The organism is Mucilaginibacter sp., assembly GCF_025359345.1.
Classification (GTDB): Bacteria; Bacteroidota; Bacteroidia; order Sphingobacteriales; family Sphingobacteriaceae; genus Mucilaginibacter.
Map to the genome: position 1 here is coordinate 280,484 of NZ_JANYGQ010000032.1, position 20,182 is coordinate 300,665.

At 42.6% G+C, this 20,182-nt stretch carries 16 protein-coding genes; 4 read left to right on the plus strand and 12 right to left on the minus strand.

Going from position 1 to position 20,182, the window contains the following annotated elements; genetic code table 11:
- Nucleotides 1-75 precede the first annotated feature (75 nt).
- The 6 genes from Q0R52_RS21675 to Q0R52_RS21700 all read right to left on the minus strand — a co-directional run bounded on the left by Q0R52_RS21675 (nt 76) and on the right by Q0R52_RS21700 (nt 4,730).
- Nucleotides 76-369 (minus strand): hypothetical protein, encoded by a 294-nt coding sequence (locus Q0R52_RS21675; RefSeq protein WP_295798437.1) that lies wholly within the window; start codon nt 367-369, stop codon nt 76-78.
- Nucleotides 370-503: 134 nt separating this feature from the next.
- A complete protein-coding gene (locus Q0R52_RS21680) occupies nt 504-1,394 on the minus strand; it encodes a 3-hydroxybutyryl-CoA dehydrogenase (RefSeq protein ID WP_295798441.1) in 891 nt (296 codons plus the stop codon).
- A 143-nt stretch (nt 1,395-1,537) separates the two neighbouring features.
- On the minus strand, nt 1,538-2,152 hold the full coding sequence (bioD, locus tag Q0R52_RS21685) for a dethiobiotin synthase (protein WP_295798443.1): 615 nt from the start codon (nt 2,150-2,152) through the stop codon (nt 1,538-1,540).
- Nucleotides 2,142-3,266 (minus strand): 8-amino-7-oxononanoate synthase, encoded by a 1,125-nt coding sequence (locus Q0R52_RS21690; RefSeq protein WP_295798446.1) that lies wholly within the window; start codon nt 3,264-3,266, stop codon nt 2,142-2,144. Before Q0R52_RS21690 ends, bioD begins: the two co-directional genes overlap by 11 nt.
- A gap of 80 nt (nt 3,267-3,346) precedes the next feature.
- Nucleotides 3,347-3,724, minus strand: coding sequence for a hypothetical protein (locus tag Q0R52_RS21695; RefSeq protein ID WP_295798449.1), 378 nt, complete (start codon nt 3,722-3,724; stop codon nt 3,347-3,349).
- A gap of 226 nt (nt 3,725-3,950) precedes the next feature.
- Nucleotides 3,951-4,730, minus strand: a complete 780-nt coding sequence (locus Q0R52_RS21700; RefSeq protein WP_252793297.1) for a LexA family transcriptional regulator — start codon at nt 4,728-4,730, stop codon at nt 3,951-3,953.
- A gap of 86 nt (nt 4,731-4,816) precedes the next feature.
- Between Q0R52_RS21700 and Q0R52_RS21705 the strand changes: the two genes are divergently transcribed.
- Complete coding sequence (locus Q0R52_RS21705; protein ID WP_252793280.1) at nt 4,817-5,173, plus strand: GIY-YIG nuclease family protein; 357 nt, start codon at nt 4,817-4,819, stop codon at nt 5,171-5,173.
- Here the strand turns inward: Q0R52_RS21705 and msrB are convergent.
- From msrB to Q0R52_RS21725, 4 genes are all read right to left on the minus strand, one after another.
- Nucleotides 5,163-5,651, minus strand: coding sequence for a peptide-methionine (R)-S-oxide reductase MsrB (gene msrB, locus Q0R52_RS21710; protein WP_295798456.1), 489 nt, complete (start codon nt 5,649-5,651; stop codon nt 5,163-5,165). The genes Q0R52_RS21705 and msrB overlap by 11 nt on opposite strands.
- Before the next feature lie 96 nt (nt 5,652-5,747).
- On the minus strand, nt 5,748-6,359 hold the full coding sequence (locus Q0R52_RS21715) for a fasciclin domain-containing protein (protein WP_295798459.1): 612 nt from the start codon (nt 6,357-6,359) through the stop codon (nt 5,748-5,750).
- Between the two features lie 162 nt (nt 6,360-6,521).
- Nucleotides 6,522-9,665 (minus strand): DPP IV N-terminal domain-containing protein, encoded by a 3,144-nt coding sequence (locus Q0R52_RS21720; protein WP_295798462.1) that lies wholly within the window; start codon nt 9,663-9,665, stop codon nt 6,522-6,524.
- A 143-nt stretch (nt 9,666-9,808) separates the two neighbouring features.
- Nucleotides 9,809-12,139: a transglycosylase domain-containing protein gene (locus Q0R52_RS21725; RefSeq protein ID WP_295798465.1), complete on the minus strand. Its 2,331-nt coding sequence runs from the start codon at nt 12,137-12,139 to the stop codon at nt 9,809-9,811.
- A gap of 111 nt (nt 12,140-12,250) precedes the next feature.
- Between Q0R52_RS21725 and Q0R52_RS21730 the strand changes: the two genes are divergently transcribed.
- Together Q0R52_RS21730 and Q0R52_RS21735 are read left to right on the plus strand one after the other, a co-directional pair.
- Entirely contained in the window at nt 12,251-13,132 is an 882-nt protein-coding gene (locus tag Q0R52_RS21730; protein WP_295798468.1) for a polyphosphate kinase 2 family protein, read from the plus strand.
- A gap of 10 nt (nt 13,133-13,142) precedes the next feature.
- On the plus strand, nt 13,143-13,916 hold the full coding sequence (locus Q0R52_RS21735; RefSeq protein WP_295798471.1) for a phosphodiester glycosidase family protein: 774 nt from the start codon (nt 13,143-13,145) through the stop codon (nt 13,914-13,916).
- A 478-nt stretch (nt 13,917-14,394) separates the two neighbouring features.
- On the opposite strand, the gene Q0R52_RS21740 is transcribed toward Q0R52_RS21735, so the two are convergent.
- On the minus strand, nt 14,395-15,363 hold the full coding sequence (locus Q0R52_RS21740; protein WP_295798474.1) for a helix-turn-helix domain-containing protein: 969 nt from the start codon (nt 15,361-15,363) through the stop codon (nt 14,395-14,397).
- Nucleotides 15,364-15,475: 112 nt separating this feature from the next.
- Between Q0R52_RS21740 and Q0R52_RS21745 the strand changes: the two genes are divergently transcribed.
- Nucleotides 15,476-15,907: a VOC family protein gene (locus Q0R52_RS21745; RefSeq protein WP_295798477.1), complete on the plus strand. Its 432-nt coding sequence runs from the start codon at nt 15,476-15,478 to the stop codon at nt 15,905-15,907.
- Between the two features lie 60 nt (nt 15,908-15,967).
- Here the strand turns inward: Q0R52_RS21745 and Q0R52_RS21750 are convergent, their stop codons facing one another.
- On the minus strand, nt 15,968-20,035 hold the full coding sequence (locus Q0R52_RS21750; protein ID WP_295798480.1) for a cadherin-like beta sandwich domain-containing protein: 4,068 nt from the start codon (nt 20,033-20,035) through the stop codon (nt 15,968-15,970).
- Between the last annotated feature and the right edge of the window lie 147 nt (nt 20,036-20,182).

Below are 20,182 nucleotides of genomic sequence, written 5' to 3' on the forward strand. Positions count from 1 at the left end.
TAAAAAGTAAAGCGGTTGTCAGTTTTTTTCCGACAGCCGCTTTATTTTTTACTCCGTCTAAGGGGGCCGGGGGGCCTACCTCCAACCACCTCTGTGCCACCTGTAACCACGGGGTGTATGTTCCCACGAACCACGTGCATACGCACGGCCACTCCTTGGCCTCGACCAGTATCCGCGGTGATATACGTATCTGCCGCCGCTATAACCCCAGTCGCCATCAATCCATACGGCGCCTGCGTATGGAGCAATGGGCCTTTCATAAACAGGTTCGACCGGCTGGTCAGCCACATAGTAACTTCCTTCGCAGGCCGAAAGGAATAATGACCCCGCTAAAGCCGTCATTATACCTATTTTCGATATTGTTTTCATTGGTATCTTATTAATTATTAAACAATAAGTAGATACTAATAAGACAATTGGGAAATAAAAAGGTTTATTTGAAGTTAGAGATCAGAGGCTGGAGGTTAGCGATTAGGTTAAAAATAGCATGGTTTTAACGTTCATTATTTTAAGAATTTATCCGCCACAACCAATTCTTTACTCCCGGCAGTATATTTATAAAATCCGCTTCCTGATTTAACCCCGGTGTGGCCTGCCGTTACCATATTAACCAGCAACGGACAAGGGGCATATTTTTGATTACCGAAACCGTTATATAATACGTTTAATATCGCCAGGCAAACATCCAGGCCAATAAAATCGGCAAGTTGCAACGGACCCATAGGGTGGGCCATGCCTAATTTCATAACAGTATCAATTTCATCAACACCGGCTACGCTTTCGTACAAAGTGTAAATGGCCTCATTTATCATCGGCATTAAAATGCGGTTAGCCACAAATCCGGGATAATCATTAACCTCAACCGGTACTTTGTTCAGCTTGCGCGATATCTCCATAATGGTACCCGTTACCTCATCGGTGGTGGCATAGCCACGTATCACTTCCACCAGTTTCATAACAGGCACCGGGTTCATAAAGTGCATGCCTATTACATTAGCCGGATTTTTAGTTACCGATGCAATTTGCGTGATGGATATTGAGGATGTATTTGATGCAAGTATTGCGCCATCCTTACAAAAATCACTTAGTTGTTTAAACAGGTTCAGCTTTATTTCACGGTTCTCGGTGGCTGCTTCAATTACCAAATCGGCATTGGCTGCTGCGGTTTTGAGGTCGGTTAGGGTGATAATATTGTTGAGGGTCGATGATTTTAATTGCTCATCAATAGTGCCTTTTTTTACTTGCCGGTCAAGATTACCGGTTATGGTTTGTATTGCCCGTGCAAGTGCATCGGGATTGACGTCAACCAGGTTAACCTTAAAGCCATGTTGTGCAAAAGTGTGTGCTATGCCGTTGCCCATTGTCCCTGAGCCTACTACTGTAATATTGGTCATTGGTGGTTGTTTGAAGGTTGAAATGTTGTAAAGTTGTAATGTTGATTTAACACTTGCACGAATAAACTGCCTCCTGCAAAAGTCAAAAAACAAAGCAAATCTATAAAACTTTTCAACCTTTCAACTTTACAACATTTCAACAATTATAGCTCAATGTAACTACCCGCATCCAAAATTGAATTCTTATCAATTAACGGATAGTCAGGGATATGGCCAAGGGATTCAAGGCCCGTATAGTCAAGAATATATTCTTTTGAATAGATGTCTTTAATTCCGTTGAAAATGATGCCTTTTATCGGGATGTCGCGTTGTTTTAATGCATCTACTGATAGCAGGGTGTGGTTAATGCTGCCCAAATAATTGCGTGAAACCAGTATTACTTCGGCGCCCAGTTGTTTAATAAGGTCGATTATTAAAAAGTTCGTATTCAGCGGTACCATTAAGCCTCCGGCACCTTCAATTATCAGCGTGTTACTAGTCTCCGGGATGTTGAATTTGTCTTTATCGATACCAATGCCATCTATAGCAGCAGATTTATGCGGCGAAAATGGTTGCGTTAACGCGTATGTCTCCGGATGAAAAACCGAGGTTTTGTTGGTTATCAAATTTCTTACTTTATCAGTGTCGGTATCATTCAAATCGCCCGATTGTACGGGTTTCCAGTAGTCTGCTTTTAGTTTTTCAACCAAAGCTGCCGACACGATGGTTTTGCCTATCCCTGTTCCTATCCCTGTTATAAATATTGCGCTATCCGGCATCTGTAAATCTGTTTATGGTATCAGTTAATAATGTTATTTCTTGTTCGGTATTAGACGAATGCAGGCATATTCTTATCCTTTCGCTCCCTGTCGGCACGGTTGGGCTTAAAATCGGGCGAACATCCAATCCCGTATTTTGTAATTTAGCCGCTACTGCTTTTGCCTGTTCATTGCTGTTTAAAAGAATGCATTGAATCGCGCTTTCGCTGTTTATCAACCTGTATCTGTTATTAATTACGGATTGTTTAAATAGTTGGATGTTGCTTTTTAGCTTTTCAATTTCGTCCCCCGATTGCTGAAGATATTGATATGCTGTTTTGACAGAAGCTATTTCATGCGGCGGCAACGCCGTGGTATAAATAAATGACCTGGCAAAGTTTATCAAATATTGCCGTAGTAAATTACTCCCCAACACCACGGCGCCATGGCAGCCTAATGCTTTACCAAATGTTACTACCCGTGCAAAAACTTTATCCCGTAAGTCCTTGTCAATTAAACCAAAGCCGTATAATCCAACTGCATGCGCTTCATCAACAATCAAATTGGCGTCGTATTTTTCAACAAGTCGCGCAATTTCTGTGATAGGAGGGGTGTCACCATCCATTGAGTAAACACTCTCAATCGCAACATAACAAATGCCTTTAGCCAGCTTTAATTTATCTTCAAGGCTTGTTAAATCATTATGTTTAAAGGTGTACCTATTGGCAAAACTCATGCGGGCGCCGTCAATTATCGAGGCATGAGCAAGTTCGTCTAAAATAATTGTATCGCCCCGTTGGGGCAGCGAAGAGAATAAACCCAGGTTAGCATCGTACCCGGAATTGAATATCAATGCAGATTCGGACCCATGCAGGCTGGCAATGTATTGCTCGGTTTCTTCGGTATACATTGAGTTACCCGACAATAACCTTGAACCCGTCGCCCCATTTTTTGTATTGGTGAAGCTATTGATCTCTTCATCAATCAGTTTTCTTAGCGCTGGCGAACGGGCAAACCCCAGGTAATCATTGGAGCAAAAATCAATAAGGCCGTTTTCAGCTTTTAATGTACGGTAATTACCGTCAAGTTGCCTTTGCTGCAATTTTTTGTTGATGAATTCTTGTGGTGATGCCAAGCAATTAAAATTTGTCCCAAAATTAAGAAAGCGCCCCGGTTAACGAGTCGCTTTCATTTAAAAAAACTTAAAGCGGGCGATTAGTTACCACCACCGCCGCCACCACCACCGCCTTGTTGCATGCGGGCGCGTTGTTCATCAAGCATTTTTTGATATGCAGTAGCCTGATCTGGGGTTAGGAGGGCTTTAATCTGATCATTTGCAGCGGTCCTTATTGGGCCCATTGCAGTCCGCATTGCGGTTCTGTCGCCGTTTGCAGCTGTTCTTACGCTATCCATTTTTGTGGCCTGAACTTTCAAAATAGCAGTTATTTTGCCAGTTTGATCATCAGTAAGCTTAAGTGTTGTCTGCAATTGTTTTGCCCTGTCTTCCGGGCTCATCCTCTGGCCGCCACCTTGTGCACGGCTAATTGCTGTAAGTCCTAAAAGGAAGCAGCATACTAACATGATTTTTCTCATTGTTTTTCAGTTTTTATTTAATCTATAGATAAAGATAACTGCAATAAGGTTTAATTGTTAGCATGTAACTTAATTGTTGCGGTATCGAAGAGTTGTGAAAGTTGAAAGGTTTTAAGGTTGAAATGTTCCTTTTCGACCTGGTAAAAGCGGTTGAACATCGCTCAAATAAAAAAGTTGAAATATTGTATCAATAAGATTACAATATTTCAACTTTCAATTACGCCGATTAGTTATTCCCCTGCAGGTTCGATATCGACCTCTGCATTTGTGCCATCATCCCCGTCAAGCTTTCCAGGGTCGGCTGTGGTGCCGGCGCGGGCAGGTGTGTTGATATGTAGGCCTTTGCTTTCCAGAGTTCCAATATGTCTTCGCCACCAATTTCATAGGGTTCGTAAACAGGGTTATCAGATACCAGTTTCAGCTTTTTATTGTCTTTAAATTTATTGCCGATGCGTTTATATACTACGCCTTCAGTTTTTGAAACTACCACGTATGTTTCAGTCTGTTTTACGTCGCTCCAGTTCTCTACGTATTCGCCTATGATAATAGAGCCTGATTCCAGCGGCAACATCGAATCGCCTTTTATCTCGAAAGCCCGGTAAGTGCCTTGTTTAAAAGCAGGCATAGGCAGGTAGAATTTTGGAAGCGCCGCAACATATTCGCGATCGGCATAGCCATTTAAATAACCAGCCGCTGCTTTGGTTGGCACCAGTTCGATGTTTTCATTGTCGTCTTTATCAACAGAAATTGTTAAAATACGCAGGTTGGCGGGGTTGCCTTTTGCCTTTGGTACCCATTTTTCGTCAATTTCATCATTAATAAAGTCATCAATCGACACGTCAAAGAACAATGCTATTTTTTTTAGCAGGTCATATTTTGGATCAGCTCTTTCCTCTTCGTAAGCGCCTACCAGCGAACGTTTTATGCCTAATTCATCAGCGAATTGCTGCTGTGTAAGGCCTTTCTTTTTGCGAAGAAATCTAATATTTGAAGGAATATTTGACATAAAATTTGGATTTGCTAAAATTATTAGTATTTTTATGCTCATAAAATTAGTAATTATTTTTTAACCAGCAAATTTTATTTATCAATATGAAACGCTTCATCTATATCATTACCGACAGAAACCGCAATAACTTGCATGTAGGCCTATGTTCAGACCTGTTGAAAACTTTGGAATTTTATCGCCAGATGCCTACTTTATTTTTTGACAACAGCAAACAGCTTAACCGTTTGGTTTATTTTGAAGAGATAAATACCGAAGAGCAGGCGATGGAGCGCTTTAAAACAGTTAGCACTTATACGAGGCCCCAAAAAGAAAAAATGATCAGACCTGTTAACCCTGATTGGGTAGATCTGACCATTGGATTAAACTATGAAAGTGGTGTGAGGGTTAGGCCTCAGCTTCGCCCATCAATCAGCTCGAACAGGCAGGCTGTTACTTTTTAATAAATTTTAACGCGCCTGAGTTCATGCAATACCGCATTCCGCCGCGATTGGTTGGCCCGTCATCAAAAACGTGGCCCAGGTGCAGGCCGGTGCTGCGTTCAATAACTTCGTCGCGTGTCATGCCATCACTGTTGTCGGTAACTATTTCAATTTTTTTAGGATCAACGGGCCTTACAAAACTTGGCCAGCCGGTGCCGCTGTCAAATTTGTCTTCCGATGAGAATAAAACCTCGCCTGTTGCTGCGCTTACATAAACGCCTTTTTCATGGTTTTCATGGTAAGCATTTTGGTATGGGGGTTCAGTGCCGCTTTCTACCATTATATGGTAGGCATTTGGTGTAAGCACTTTTTTCCACTCCACCGGAGTTTTGCTCATTTTACGTTTTGGGTCGTACTTTTTGATTTGCCCGCTGCTCATTTGGCAGCCAAATGATGTAAAAACGCTCAGAATAATAAGCGTTAAAATTGATTTCTTCATGCTATTATATTTTTAATTTAGTCGGATTAAGTTTAATATCCTTACAACCTAAACTACGTAATATTTTAACAGCAGGTTTGTCAGCAGTAAGTCTGTTTATATATTTTTGGTTTTAGGTACCAAAACTGCATTCACAATATGCAGCATCCCATTGCTTTGTTGGATATCAAATTTGCTGATAATACTTTGCCCGCCATTATCATCTATTAAAACAATATTCCGGTTTGAATCAATCCTGGCGATTAAAGTGGTTCCTGCTATGGTCCTGAACGTTGCCTCGCCGTTGTTCGAATTTATTTTATGTTGAATATCTTTTACGGTGACTTTGCCAACAATTGCATGGCTGGTGATCAGGTAATTTAAGTCAAGTTTGTGATTTGGCTTTAACAAAGTGTCCAGTTCGCCAGCAGGGAGTTTTTCAAAAGCCTGGTTAGTGGGTGCAAAAAAGGTAATTGGCCCCTTACTTTTAAATGTTTCAGTAAGGCCGGCATCTTCAATTGCAGTTACCAGGGTGCTGTATTCTTTCGAAAGAGTAATGTTTTCAATTATATTGTTTGATGAAATCATTGCAACACCGTTCACATTTTTCACCTTGCCCCACTTTGCCTTTACTGAGTCGATAACCGCAGGCTCGTTTTTTGGAGCACTTTGAGCAAACACTGAACCCGCACTGATAACGAACAATAGAATAAAAAACCAATTTCTCATGGCCGCAAAGGTAGAAGAAAAGCTTCAAAAATCAAGACGATAGAATCAGGATTGCGTCATGAAATGGGAAATGATGCGAATTAAGAACCAAGAGTCAAGAATCAACAGAAAGAAGATAACTTTCAGTCTTGGTTCTTGACTCTTGATTCCTGGCTCTATTGGCTACCATCCTGGTGTAAAGCCAAGGCCAAATACCGGCTTGCTAACGTCTGTACGGTTAAATGGTACCGCCAGGTATGGCTCTAATACAAAATACCCAAATATATTTACTCTTAGCGAAATACCAGCGCTTAAGGCCGGAATCCGCTGGTTTGTATTATAAACCGTATTACCGCTGGCATCGGTCCCGATTGCGTCCGGACTTGAGCCGAATTTTATCTGGTTGCCCGAGTTCCAGGCCAGGCCGGCATCAAAAAATGCGTTCAACTCGGTAAATAAAACTTTCGATTTAAATTGTGATAGTTTTTCAGGACCTGTAAATGGAAGCCTCACTTCAAAATTGGCCACTGCTATGCGATTGCCTGATAATTGGTCGATAGTAAAGCCGTTTGTTTGCTTTTTACCGTTAGCATTATAAAAGGTTTGCGCCTCGTATCCGCGTATCAGGAAAGGGTAACCAACATATAGCTGGTATAAATTGCCGGTTTGTCCAAAGCGACCGTATCCGTATAAACGGGCGGCAAAAGTAACGGGGGCCACGCGCCAGTATTCGCGCAAATCAATAGTTGGTGCAAAAAACTTATAGGTGCCAAAATCATATTCGGCCTGCAAACGATAGCGGTAACCACTAAGCGGCGACGCTACACCGAAGAATGAGTTATCGCCAACCAGCGCTGTATTTACATTGAATATGCTAAACGGCGTTAAATTGATGCCGTTGTTATTAGGATCGGCGTTATAAGCTGAGTTTGATATATGACTTTTGTTGTTATCGATGAAATTGCCAAGCGTATCATATATGGTGGTATACCTGTCAACCCGGTAATAGTAATGTGCATACCCAGTTCCAAATTCAACGCGTGTTTTTTTGGTGATAGGGTAAGAGGTAAACAATGATGCTTGGTCCTGGAAGATTCGGATAATGTCATATCGTTCTTCTTCCGTCGGGATGGTGGAACCATTACTAATTTTATATGTCGACGGTACAACGCTGTAATTAGCTGTCTGGAATGGAATATGTGACACGCTTCCCCCAATGTTCCACCTGCCGGTTTGATTGATATAGGTGAACTGCCCGCCAAAATCATAAACCTCGCCGTTTACTGCGAGCCCTGCATAAATTTGGTTACGACCCAATATATCACTAAATACGCCCTGCACGCCGCTTGATAAACCCGCGCCGTACTGGCTTACTGATGCACCTACGCCGCTGCTGGCCAGGTAGTCGAGTTTGAATTTAGGCTTGTAAGGAATGGCTTTAACCGAGTCGAATGGCAACTTAGGGTATGCCAGGTAGTTATTCAAATTTGAGTTTATCAAATCGACGCCTACAGAACGTGCCGGCGGAAGTATGCCCGCGCCAAAATCGCCGGCAGCGCCATCCACAGTTTGTGCCGTGAAGTCCGTTGCTTTGGCATTGTAAATGGCATATTTTTGTTTGCTGTAGTATGAGTAAACAATGTCGTTATTCGCCGAAACACTAAGGGCAGGGGAGTATTCTGTAATACCGCTAACACCAGTAAACAGGTTGGTCATTTGTTCAACTTTGCCGGTGGCCGGGGTGTAGCGGAACATGTTACGGAATCCCTGGTGGTTTGAGAGGAAATAAATTTGCGACCCATCTGAAGAATATTGCGGATTCAAATTGTTCTCCCCGCTAAATACATCAATATCAGTTATCTTTCCGCTGGCAATATCCAATTCGGCCAGACTGAATGTTATGGCATAAGATAAAGATTTATCATAGGTCTTGCGATCGGTCGAGAAGACGATTTTTTTACCATCGCGCGAGAAGGCCGGCTGATAATCAGTGTATTTATCGTTTGTTAGTTGCTTAACCTGTTTGGTATCGAAATTATACAGGTACAAATCGCCCTGACCCTCGGCCAATCCCTGGAAAACGATATTCTTTCCATCCGGCGACCATGAAAGGTTACTAAACTGCTCAGCCTTACCCATTGCAACATCATCAACAATATTGCCGGATGCCACATCAACCACCAGCATGCGGTTTATGCCTTTATTAAAAACACTGAATGCAAACTTCTTACTATCCGGCGACCACGCACCGGCCGATTCGATAAAGTTGTATTCATCAATATGGGTGTTCGATACCTTGCCGGTTATCTTACGGATCACACGCCCGGTTTTAGCATCCGCCAAAAATAAATCGACCGAAAACAAGCTTTTCTCTGAAAGGAAAGCAACGTATCTGCCGTCGGGACTCACTGCCGGTGCAAGATTCATTTTTCCCGAATTATGCTCATCGATTATACGGGTTCCTACAGGTTTTTGTACGGTGTCCTTCAAATAGGGCTTATAGGTTGTTTCTACAGCATTTTTCCAAAGGCTCGACAGTGTTTTATCATCATAGCCAAATGTGCGCCTTATACCGTAACCCAAACCAAAGCGGGCCACATTTTTAAAGAACGGCACAATAACTGTATCACCATAAGTTGAACCGATAAACGAATAAAAGGCCTCACCGTAACGGTATGGGAAATACTTATTGGTTTCGGTAAGGTCGCGTACGGTTGGGATATCGTGGTTTAAATAGGCATCACGCATCCACATAGCCGTATAAGCGTCTTTTTTGCCAAGCGATAGGTATTCGGCCATCCCTTCAACCATCCACAATGGTATATTGCCAATGTTCTCAAAGTTTGTAGAATCACCCGTTTGTAGCGCATGGTATTGAAAAGCGTGTACCAACTCGTGGCCAATAACGTGGCGCGTCATCTGGTTGCTCTCCATTATCGGCATTACTATACGGTTTTTAAGGCCTTCAGTAACACCCCCGGTACCCACGTCAATTTCGCCATCCAGCGCGGTTGTTTGCTGAAAATCGGGGTGGTCGGCATATAGTATAATCGGGTTAACATGTTTAAATGTGTCCCTGAAAATTTGCTGGTGCAGCGTGTACCATAACTCGCTTTCCTGTGCAAAGCGCTTCAGCATGCTATCGTTTTTCAGATAATAATAAATCTCAAAGTGCGGTGTTTTGTATACCTGGAACTTCAAGTTTTTATACCTGACCTTATTTTGCCCGAAGTACTGCGCACTGGCATTAAAGCTTAATAAAAGCGAGCCTAACAGGCACAGAAATATAATGGCGTATTTTTTTAATGAGGGGAGATGTTTATTCATGTGGCGATAAATAGAATAAGCGCTAAAATTAAGTAAAAAGTTGATGGTTCATATTTCCTAGTTCATAGTCGAAAAGATTTTACGACGCGGTAACATTGCAGCTACCATGAACTATGAACCATCACTATGAACTACGTTCCAAACTACCTGTCCGTTGCTTTTGGCTGCTGATTTTCAGGAGCAGCCGTTGGATCGGGTATGGCTTTTAAGCTATCCAGATGTGGCTTGTACAAGCTGTCTGTTGCTACTGAATCTACAACCGGAACCGGCGACGGACAATCATATTTTTTAGTGATCTTGCTCCATGGTTTCGGGAATGGCCCCGGTGTATAGCCCGATTTTGGATCGGCATAAACTTTTTCCATAAAGCGGGCAAATATCGGTAATGCTGTGTGCGAACCTTCGCCGGTTTCTGAACTGGTAAAGTGTACGGTGCGGTCATCGTCGCCAACCCAAACGCCGGTTACCAAATCTTTGGTGATACCCATGTACCAGCCATCAACATATTTTGAAGAAGTACCGGTTTTGCCGCCGATTTGATTGCTGCTCTTTTTCCATAAGCCGGTGTATTCCCATAACGCCTGCGAGGTACCACCCGGTTCCTCCATGCCGCCACGGAACATGTATAACATCAGCCAAGCCGTTTCCTCGCTGATAACCCGCTCTTCCTTCAACTCAAATTCTTTTAAAACTGTACCATCCTGCTCGGTTATTTTGGTAACCAATATTGGATCAACCTTTTTGCCCCTGTTAAGGAAGGTGCCATAGGCTCTCACCATTTCAAACACTGAAACATCATTTGAACCTAATGATACTGAAGGTATTGCTCTTAAAGGGCTTTCTATACCGACCTTGTGCGCATAATCAACAATTTTGTTCCAGCCAACTTTCTCGGTTAACTGTGCAGTAATAGAATTAACCGACTTACCCATCGCCCAGCGCAATGACATTTCCTGGTACGAGAAATGAAAATCGGCGTTGTTGGGTTCCCAAACCTGGTCGCGGCCCTCATCGGTATATTTTATTGATACAGGTTTGTCGGTAAATTTATCGCAGGGGGTAAAACCGTTATCCAACGCGGTTAAGTAAGCGAAGGGCTTAAACGTTGAGCCTGCCTGCCTGCGTGACTGGTTTACATGGTCGTAATTAAAGTATTTGTAGTTGATACCGCCAACCCAAACTTTTATTTTGCCTGTAGTAGGCTCTAACGACATCATGCCGGTATTTAACAGCTTTGCATAGTACTTTATTGAGTCGATGGTTGAAAAGGTTGTATCACTTTCACCATGCCATGTAAACACTTTCATGTGTTTTGGGCGTTCGAAATATTGGTTGATTAGCGTGGTATTACTACCGTATTTTTTTTGCAGCTTGGCATAGATGGGTAAACGCTGCTCGTTTTTCAATACAAAATCCTTTATCTCGTTTCCGTCCAGATCCTGCCATGGGTTTTTGTTGCCCCAAAGGGTGTAAAAACGCTTTTGCAGCATTTTCATTTTTTCGGTAACCGCTTCCTCAGCATATTGTTGCAGGCGCGGGTCAATAGTGGTGTATATCTTTAACCCATCGTTGTAAAGGTCGTAATCGTTTTCTTTTAGCCATTTTTTTAGCCAGCGTTCAACGGCCTGGCGAAGGTACGAGTCGCCCTGGCCTTCGTTTTCTACATAGGTTAAATCAAGCTTAATGGGCTTATCTACACTTGTATCGTATTGGGCCTTTTTAATATAGTCGTATTTAAGCATCTGGCCCAAAACAATATTCCGGCGCTCCAGCGAATGCTTTGGATTGTTTATAGGGTTATAGGTTGATGTTGCTTTTAACATTCCAACCAGGGTAGCCGCTTCGGCAGGTGTAACAGCGTCAGGTGTTTTGTTAAATAGCTTTAATGATGCCGTTTTTACACCATACGTATTGTTGCCAAACGGAACCGTATTTAAATACATTGTCAGAATTTCCTGCTTGCTGTAAACATGCTCGATTTTAAAAGCGGTGAGCCATTCTTTGCATTTGTATACAACTGTGCGGATAACCGGTATATGCCTTATAAAACCCTGCGATTTCTTTTTACGGGTTTCGAACAGGTTTTTTGCCAGCTGCTGGGTAATGGTACTGCCGCCGCGCCGCTCGCCTTTTGCTGTTGAAAGCATGCTCGTAAAAAACGAGAAGAAATCAACACCGTTATGGTGGTAAAACCGTACGTCCTCGGTAGCAATAAGGCCGTTTATAATATTGGGAGATATTTGTTTGAAATCAACCGGCGAACGGTTTTCTTTATAATAACGACCTATCAGCGTCCCATCGGCATAATAAACCTCCGATGCCAATGACATACTTGGGTTTTTAATATCGTGCATATCAGGCGAATAGCCAAATAACCACAGGAAGTTAAGTTCGATAGAACAGAAAAATATGATAACGAAATAGATGAATATTAGGAAATATCGCAGAAACCGGTTTTTAATTCGCCTGAACATGTGGTAAAGATGTAAAAATATGGGCCTATATCATAGCCGTTTTAACAAATAATAACAACGTAAGTTTTAAAGGTAAATTTTAAGCTAACTTGCATTTACCAATTTAATACTATGAGTGGCATAATTAATAAATTTAAAATAACTGCGGGCAAAAAATTTTCACTTAATGATTTTGACCCCGCATATTCCGACGGTTTTAAAAAAGAAGATGCAAAAACAGCATTGGAAACGTTGGTTGAAGAGATAACGGTGCAGCAGATAAAACTTTATGCGGCCAACCGACAATCGCTGTTGATTATTTTCCAGGCGATGGACGCGGCAGGCAAAGACAGTGCGATTGAGCATTCCATGTCGGGTTTAAACCCGCAGGGCTGCGAGGTTTATAGTTTTAAACAACCGTCGACTGAAGATTATGAGCATGACTTTTTATGGCGGCATTACAAAGCTTTGCCACAGCGCGGCAGGATTGGCATACACAACCGCTCGCATTACGAAAACGTACTGGTTACCAAAGTGCACCCCGAGTTGCTGCTTAAGGAACAATTGCCCGGTATAACCGACGTAAAACAAATAAAAGAAGCTTTTTGGGAACACAGGTATGAGAGTATTCGCAATTTTGAGCAACATCTAACATATAACGGTACAGTGATTATCAAATTCTTTCTTAACGTGTCAAAAGATGAACAAAAGGAGCGGTTTTTAAAACGTATTGACAACCCGAAGAAAAACTGGAAATTCTCGGCGGCTGATGTTGAAGAGCGGAAGTATTGGGATGATTATATGCAAGCCTATGAACATGCGATAAAGGAAACGGCTACAGAAAAATCGCCGTGGTACGTGGTGCCTGCTGATAAAAAATGGTTTACCAGGCTGGTGATATCAACAATTATTTTGGAGACATTGAAAGAGTTGGATTTGAAATTCCCGGTATTGGCGAAACAGGAGATGGACAACTTGGACACAGCGAAGGCGCAACTGCTTGCGGGAAATTAACAGCCAGCCTATGAAAGCCGCGGGCTATATTTTTGTAATGTTACTTTGCCTGGCTTCAATATCTTATTACTCCCAAACTGATACGCAAGCATTGGATAAAATGGGTCTGTTTAAACAAATTACGTTTTTAGGGAAGCGTTATTTTGTTTTTGAAGCCGACCCGCATCAATACAAGGTTGAACTGTTTAATCAAGTGCAAAACAACGGACAACTTTACAGTTTTACCAGTATAGCTGCTATTAAAGGTAACAGCCTTGTGTTTGTTACCAATGGCGGTATGTACGAAAAGGATTTTAGCCCGGTTGGTTTGTATGTGTCAAACGGAAAGACTTATAACCCGGTAAATTCCAGGCAAGGCGGTACAGGGAATTTTTATCAATTAAAGCCGAACGGCGTATTTATGATAAACAGCAAAGGCGATGCCCAGGTGCTGACCACCGAAAACTATGTTAAAAACAACCCGGAGCCAAATATGGCTACACAATCGGGCCCAATGTTGTTAATAAATGGTGTAACCAACAGTAACTTCAAAGAGCATTCTGAAAATATTAATATCAGGAACGGGGTGGGGATCAACGCAAAAAGCAATGTTGTGTTTGCGATCTCGATTGACCAGGTCAATTTTTACGAACTTGCTGAATTGTTTAAGGAAAAGCTGGGTTGTGAAAATGCATTATATCTTGATGGATTTGTAAGTCAATATTTTGCGCCCGGAATTCAAAAGGCCCCGTTGCCAGGGGTACAACTCGGGACATTTATAAGTGTCAGTAAGAAAATGAAATAGACCGGTTAAAAGGTAAAGCTGAAATAAATTGTAATAATTCTATAAATTCTATGGATTTTATAGAATTTATTAAATTGCTGCATTTTCAACTTATCATGAAGGGTCGACAACATCAGTTCTGTTTAAAATTATTTCTAGAACATCAGCTTTCATGCGGGTAGGTTTTAAATTGTGATTTAATAAAAGTTGTTAGTTTTTGAAAAAAGCTACAGATTAGTAAAGTTTAATCATATTAATTGTAACGATAATAAAACAAATTCAAGATGGATTCAATGTCTAATGTATTAAAAATATTTATCAGCTAGAAATTCGGAATTTTAAGTTAAAAATAGTGGTTTTGAAATATTCCACCTTTAAACAACGGTTGTTTAATATGGTTTGAATTAATATTATATTTTTATAACTTATTTTGTGTGGCGGCGCGCAATGTTTGCAGACGTGGGAGGAAAGGTTTAAAAAACTGCAGCACAGAAAAGGATTACTCTTTATTATACCTGCTCCTGTATTCGGTCGGGGTCATGCCGGCTATTTTTTTGAACACATCCCTGAATGTTTTTACATCTGTATAGCCAACATCATACATCACCTCGTTGATTGATTTGCGGCCAATCTCCAGTTGCTTTTTTGAAGCTTCTATTTTTACCCGTTGGATGTATTCGATAACGGTATTGCGGGTGGCTTTTTTAAACCTGCGCTCAAATGTGCGCCGGCTTAAATTGAACGTATCTGCAACCTGGTCGATGGTTAATTTATCAGCATAGTTTTTTTCAATAAACTCCTGGGCCTTAATAATGGCTTCATCGTCGTGATTTTTTTGCCCGGTAAAGATGATAAAAGGCGACTGGTCGCGGCGGTTAAGGTCGATAACAAAAAACTTTGCGGTGTGGATAGCGATTTCGCGGTTGGTGTATTTTTCAACCAGGTACAACAGGAGGTTCCAGTAAGCATTATTACCACCGCTGGAGTATAAACCGTTTTGATGGGTGATAACTTTTTCGTCAACCAGGGTTACATCGGGATAATAATACCTGAACTCGTTGGCATAGGCCCAATGCGTGGTGCACAGGCGGCCTTTCAGCAAGCCGGTATAAGCCAACAAAAAAGCGCCAACACACAGGCTGGCTACTTCGGCGCCATTTTTATATTGTTTGGATATCCAGGACGCGAAATCTTTATTTAAATAAGTGGCGGCCAAAGCGTCACCGGTCATTGGTGGGATAATAAGCAGGTCGGCTTGTCCGGCGTCGCCCATTAGTATATCCGGTGTCATCGTAAATAAGCCGTTATTTAGTTTTACCTCGTTGGAGAGGCCTACAGTAATTACATTAAACATCGGAGTTTTACCTGAGTTCTCAAGTAGCTCATTAACAACTTTAAATACGTAGGCGGTGTCAGCAACAGCGGCAGGTACCACATTTTTTAGCGTTAAAATGAAAATGTTAACCATATGCTAAATGTAAAACATATTTTGTCACAATCGCCCCTTAACATTGTCGTTTTAACACACTCGGCGGCAGCGATTTTGCCCGTAAATTTGTTAAAAAATAACAACAAAAGATATGATAAGCATTAATCCTTACTTAAATTTCATGGGGAATACCGAAGACGCCATGAAATTTTACAAATCAGTATTCGGCGTAGAGTTCACTGCATTCAGCCGTTTTAACGAAAGCCCGGGTTATGAAAAAATGGCACTTAAAGAACAAACCATGATCATGCACGCATCCTTGCCGATGGGGCCGCACAACACAATTATGGCTACCGATGCACTTGAATCGATGGGAATGGAAATAACTATGGGTAATAATTTTTATATAAACATTGCCACCGAAAGCATTGAAGAAACCGACCGCTTTTTTAACGGCCTCGCCGAGGGCGGTAAAATAGAAATGCCGCTAAACCAAACCTTTTGGGGCGCCTATTGCGGCATGTGCCGCGATAAGTTTGGTATACAATGGATGGTGACCTTTGACATGAATTTTAAAGGGTAAGTTCTTCCGATTGCAACGAAACTGCAAAGCCCGGCATTTTGGTGCCGGGCTTTGCATCCGTTAATATTTCATCAAAATATACCCCGTTTTGCGTTTCACCGCGCCATCCGCCTTATATTCTAAAACATATAAATACGTGCCCGGTGATTGTAACCTGCCATTTTTACCACGGCCGTCAAACCGTTTTGTATCGTTGTTGTAGCCATTTACCTCACAAACAACCTGGCCATTGCGCGCCATTATGGTTAGCTTATTGTCTTTGTAAGCTTCCAATCCGTCAATTTGCAGGTAATCGTTAACCCCATCCCCGTTGGGCGATAAGCCGGGGTGGACTTTTATGTCTTCATTTTCCCCTTCCAGCATGTCTATACCTGCTAAATTATGCTTTGTGATGTTGCCGGCAATTATTGTGACAGGGGCTGCAACGCTAACGTTAATGGCGTAAGTTTTTTTGTTGACTCCATCCGGTGCGGTCACCGTTATGTTTATAACGGTTGGAGTTGCGGTTAAAGGTATTGGCGCCGATGCCACGCCACTTGCAACGGTGCTTGCATTTATTACAATGGTTGCCTCTGCATCCTGAACTGTTGTTATTACTTTTACGCTTGCCGTGCCTGCTGGTACCGAAGCACTGTAATTTGTATTGGCCGGGCCGGTTATAGTTGTTAAAACTGCAGCCGGACTGAGTTTTATGCTGCTTAAGGCAGCGTTGGTAGAACCGGTGCGGTTTACGGTGATGCTGTAGGTTTTCTTATTTACTCCATCCTGCGCGGTTGCAATAATATCAATAACGGTAGGGCCGGCATTAAGCGTTATCGGAGCAGATGCAACACCACTTGCTGTGGTTGCTCCACTCACCATTATGGTGGTACCTGCATCCTGTGCAGTTGGCGTTATTGTTACACTGGTTGTGCCAGGGGAAACCGAGGTGAAATAATTTGAATTTGACGGCCCCGTTGTCCTTGTCAATATTGCGGTTGGGTTAAGTTTTATGGCGCTGAGGGCCGGGTTGCTTGAGCCGGTACGGTTAACGGTAATAGTATAAGTTTTTTGGGTCACCCCATCCTGCGCAGTAACCACCAAATTAACAACTGTAGGGCCTGCATTTAGGGCTATTGGGCCTGATGCAGCGCCGCTGGCCACGGTCACACCGTTCACTTTTATTGTTGTACCTGCTACTTGAACGGTTGGTGTCACTGTCACGCTGGTGATGCCCGGCGCTACCGATGTTACATAATTTACACTGGCAGGCCCTGATGTGCTTGTTAATGTTGAAAGCGGGCTAAGCTTTATGGAGCTTAGTGCCGCATTATTTGATTTGGCCCTTGTTACCGTTAGCTTGTAAGTTTTGACGGTTGTGCCGTCCTGGGCTGTAACCACCGCGTTAATTACATTGACACCCACAGTCAACGGTAAACTTGCCGTGGCCGAACCCGACGCTACCGCAGTGCCGTTTACATTTACAGATGCAGCGGCATCGCTGGTAAATGGAGTTATTTTAATAGTGGTAGTAGTGTTAGTCACTGTTACGGTATAAGTAACCGTACCCGGCGCAAACACCGGGGTTAATACGCCGCTGCTAAGGGTTAAATTTGAAAGATTGGCGTTGTTCGAAAGTACCATTCCCTGCAGCGTAAATGTTAACACGCCTGAGGGTGAAGCCTGGTGGGTTCCGGCTGCTGCCTTGGTTACTGTAACTACACCTGCGCTGTAGGCTACTATGTAGTTTTGGCCCGGGGCTAAGCCACATAAAGTATGATTGGTAGTTATAGGGCCCGTAAAAGGGTAGGAGGCAAGGGTTACCGGTGCCGGGTATTTGGCAATATTGTTATTAAATAATACCAGCTCATCATTGCCGTTTGCCTTGACAATACTGCCTTCCATGTTATTCTGCGTGGTTTTTATGGCGGTGGTAACCATCTCGACCGATGTTGTTTTTGCCCCAGGCTGTAGTACGGTAACTATGTCCTCGCGCAGCGGGTTACCAGTGGTATTAACCTCGGCACGCCAGGTGTTGGTGTTAAATGCGTAGTTGTAACCGCTGCCAAAAGTGTTATCGGGGTTGGTGTTTTCGTTTACTGTAACAACGTCGACAGTGGCGGGCAGCACGGTATGTATATAAAGTTTTGAATTGTCCTGCGTGGCTGTAATATTGCCGCCATTTAGTACAGGTGGCTGCAGAAAATGCCAGCGCAGGTGCTTTTTATATTGCCCGGCAGCATTTGTACTGTTTTTGGCCATAAATTTATCATACACCACAAAAATATCCGAATTGCGCAGGTATAAAAATGAACGGTAATAATACCTGACTGTGCGCTTAGTAGTATCCGGGTTTGAATAACTTACAAGGTAAGCGCTGGTTAAATCTGCCCGGAAATAAGAAAAATTATCATTTTGTTCTTCATTGGTAGGAGCATCGTATCCAAACGAATTTTGATTGCCAACTGTATTGGCAAAGTTTGGATATTGGGTATCGTAGTCATTATAGTCGTTCACAAAAAGCGTGTTGCTAAAGCTGTTTGAGTAGGAATAGTTTGTGGGGCCGTCAATACCGTTTCCACCGGATTTTGACACTTCGTTTGCGCCGACTAACAGGTGGTCATCGCCGTCATGGCTGTCGCCGCGTACTATTTTAAAATGCCCTGCATGGTTGTGGTTATGTTGGTCGTAAGTCCCGATTCCCATCATCACTGATGCCCAGGTTGAACCGGCACTCCAGTCTTTTCGCATATAAAACTTATGCATCCCGCTGTTAATTGGTACTGTATTGTAAACGTTGGTGGCAGTGGCCGGGTAATAAGGTTTGTAATTTATAACTGTTGATACCCGTGTTTTTGAGTAATAGAATTTCTCCCAGTTTAAAGCCGGATACCCTTTATTGCCTGAAAGCAAATTGACCGGTTTTACCAGGTTTTTATAAAAATATTCAACATTTGCACCTTCCGGCGTGCCTTCCAGCAGTGCGGTAAGACGCAATGGTAGAGCATATGACATTACGCTACCCACAAACGAACCGTTATCATTACTGTTGTCTAATTGAAAATGGTTTGGGAACGTTGCATGTTCCAGCGCCGTTGATGTTTTAGTGAAAAATGTTTTTAAATCGACATCGGTTTGCAGTAGATCTTCCCCGGTTGCGGTCTTAATTGTAATTATAAAATCCGTAAGAAATTGTGTTGTTTCTCCACCATAACTCCAGCCCTGGTTTGGTATGCCGTCTTTTTGTGGGGCAGCAACATAAGTGTGCGGCCCTAAATATGATTGTGATGCACCTGACGGCAGACCACCTTTAACCGCCTGGGTAAAATAGTTATAAGCGGTTTCGCCCGAGGTTTGGGTGTTAGGGTTAAGGCTGCCAGGAGTGCCTACAATACGTTGCCGGGCAAAGTCAATCATTTTTTGCGAAAGCGGGTCGTCGCCGGCGATAGCGTAACCCATATAACCGGCGCAAATTAACTGACCCGCAAAGTAATTACCGGTAGGCCCGTCCTGTAGTTGATTTACACTAAACGGTGTCGAACTCATATAGGTAAACCAGTTCTTCATAACATTAAGCAAGGCTGCTTTACGGCTAGCTCCAAGCTCGTCATAGCACCAGTCATAAATAACAGCAATAGTTTTGCCCACGTGGCGCGTAGCATATGAACTGTTATATTGAAAAATGTTTGGGCCCCCGCTTGCATTTGGTGGATAAGTTGCATAAGCCTGGATAATTACGTCGGCAAGCTGCAATAATTTATTGGAATAGGCAGTGGGATTGGCTCCTGCATTATTGGTTTTAGTTAGCTGGTGGGCCAGCCCTAAAGCCATTGTAGCATCCTGCCAGCTACTGCCGCAATACGAATAAAAAATGTTGGCGGTACCATAATATTGAGCGTCGGCTGCCGAAACGGTATTCCAGGGGATAACCTGCCCGGGCAGATATTTATTGGCATCAGCCAGGGTTGCCTGCCAGTCGGCATCATTGTTATTCTTTTTCACCAGTAATGCAGCTTTCACAGTAGCATTTAGCATTATGCGGGGATGCGAGGCTATCACTGGCTGCTGTGCCTGTAACGAAAGGCCGATAAATAGGTTAAAGCATAGCAAAACGCCAAACTTTAATTTTGTTACTATATTACTTTGCATTACTGATATAGGCTTGTTGAAATTGTTGGTGCGTGGCTTTAAGGTTTAATTAAATGCCGTTAATTAACACTAAAATTAAGCATACAAACTATCCTAAAAAATACCCAAAAAAGGTGATATTTAATTGGATGCGAAAGGCCTGAACGA

Excerpts from the sequence above, each read along its gene's own strand:
- Q0R52_RS21695 (WP_295798449.1), bottom strand. The coding sequence starts at position 3,724 with ATGAGAAAAATCATGTTAGTATGCTGCTTCCTTTTAGGACTTACAGCA.
- Q0R52_RS21730 (WP_295798468.1), top strand. The coding sequence starts at position 12,251 with ATGAGTGGCATAATTAATAAATTTAAAATAACTGCGGGCAAAAAATTT.
- Q0R52_RS21700 (WP_252793297.1), bottom strand. The coding sequence starts at position 4,730 with ATGTCAAATATTCCTTCAAATATTAGATTTCTTCGCAAAAAGAAAGGC.
- bioD (WP_295798443.1), bottom strand. The coding sequence starts at position 2,152 with ATGCCGGATAGCGCAATATTTATAACAGGGATAGGAACAGGGATAGGC.
- Q0R52_RS21725 (WP_295798465.1), bottom strand. The coding sequence starts at position 12,139 with ATGTTCAGGCGAATTAAAAACCGGTTTCTGCGATATTTCCTAATATTC.
- Q0R52_RS21720 (WP_295798462.1), bottom strand. The coding sequence starts at position 9,665 with ATGAATAAACATCTCCCCTCATTAAAAAAATACGCCATTATATTTCTG.
- Q0R52_RS21705 (WP_252793280.1), top strand. The coding sequence starts at position 4,817 with ATGAAACGCTTCATCTATATCATTACCGACAGAAACCGCAATAACTTG.
- Q0R52_RS21735 (WP_295798471.1), top strand. The coding sequence starts at position 13,143 with ATGAAAGCCGCGGGCTATATTTTTGTAATGTTACTTTGCCTGGCTTCA.
- Q0R52_RS21675 (WP_295798437.1), bottom strand. The coding sequence starts at position 369 with ATGAAAACAATATCGAAAATAGGTATAATGACGGCTTTAGCGGGGTCA.
- msrB (WP_295798456.1), bottom strand. The coding sequence starts at position 5,651 with ATGAAGAAATCAATTTTAACGCTTATTATTCTGAGCGTTTTTACATCA.
- Q0R52_RS21745 (WP_295798477.1), top strand. The coding sequence starts at position 15,476 with ATGATAAGCATTAATCCTTACTTAAATTTCATGGGGAATACCGAAGAC.
- Q0R52_RS21715 (WP_295798459.1), bottom strand. The coding sequence starts at position 6,359 with ATGAGAAATTGGTTTTTTATTCTATTGTTCGTTATCAGTGCGGGTTCA.
- Q0R52_RS21740 (WP_295798474.1), bottom strand. The coding sequence starts at position 15,363 with ATGGTTAACATTTTCATTTTAACGCTAAAAAATGTGGTACCTGCCGCT.
- Q0R52_RS21680 (WP_295798441.1), bottom strand. The coding sequence starts at position 1,394 with ATGACCAATATTACAGTAGTAGGCTCAGGGACAATGGGCAACGGCATA.
- Q0R52_RS21750 (WP_295798480.1), bottom strand. The coding sequence starts at position 20,035 with ATGCAAAGTAATATAGTAACAAAATTAAAGTTTGGCGTTTTGCTATGC.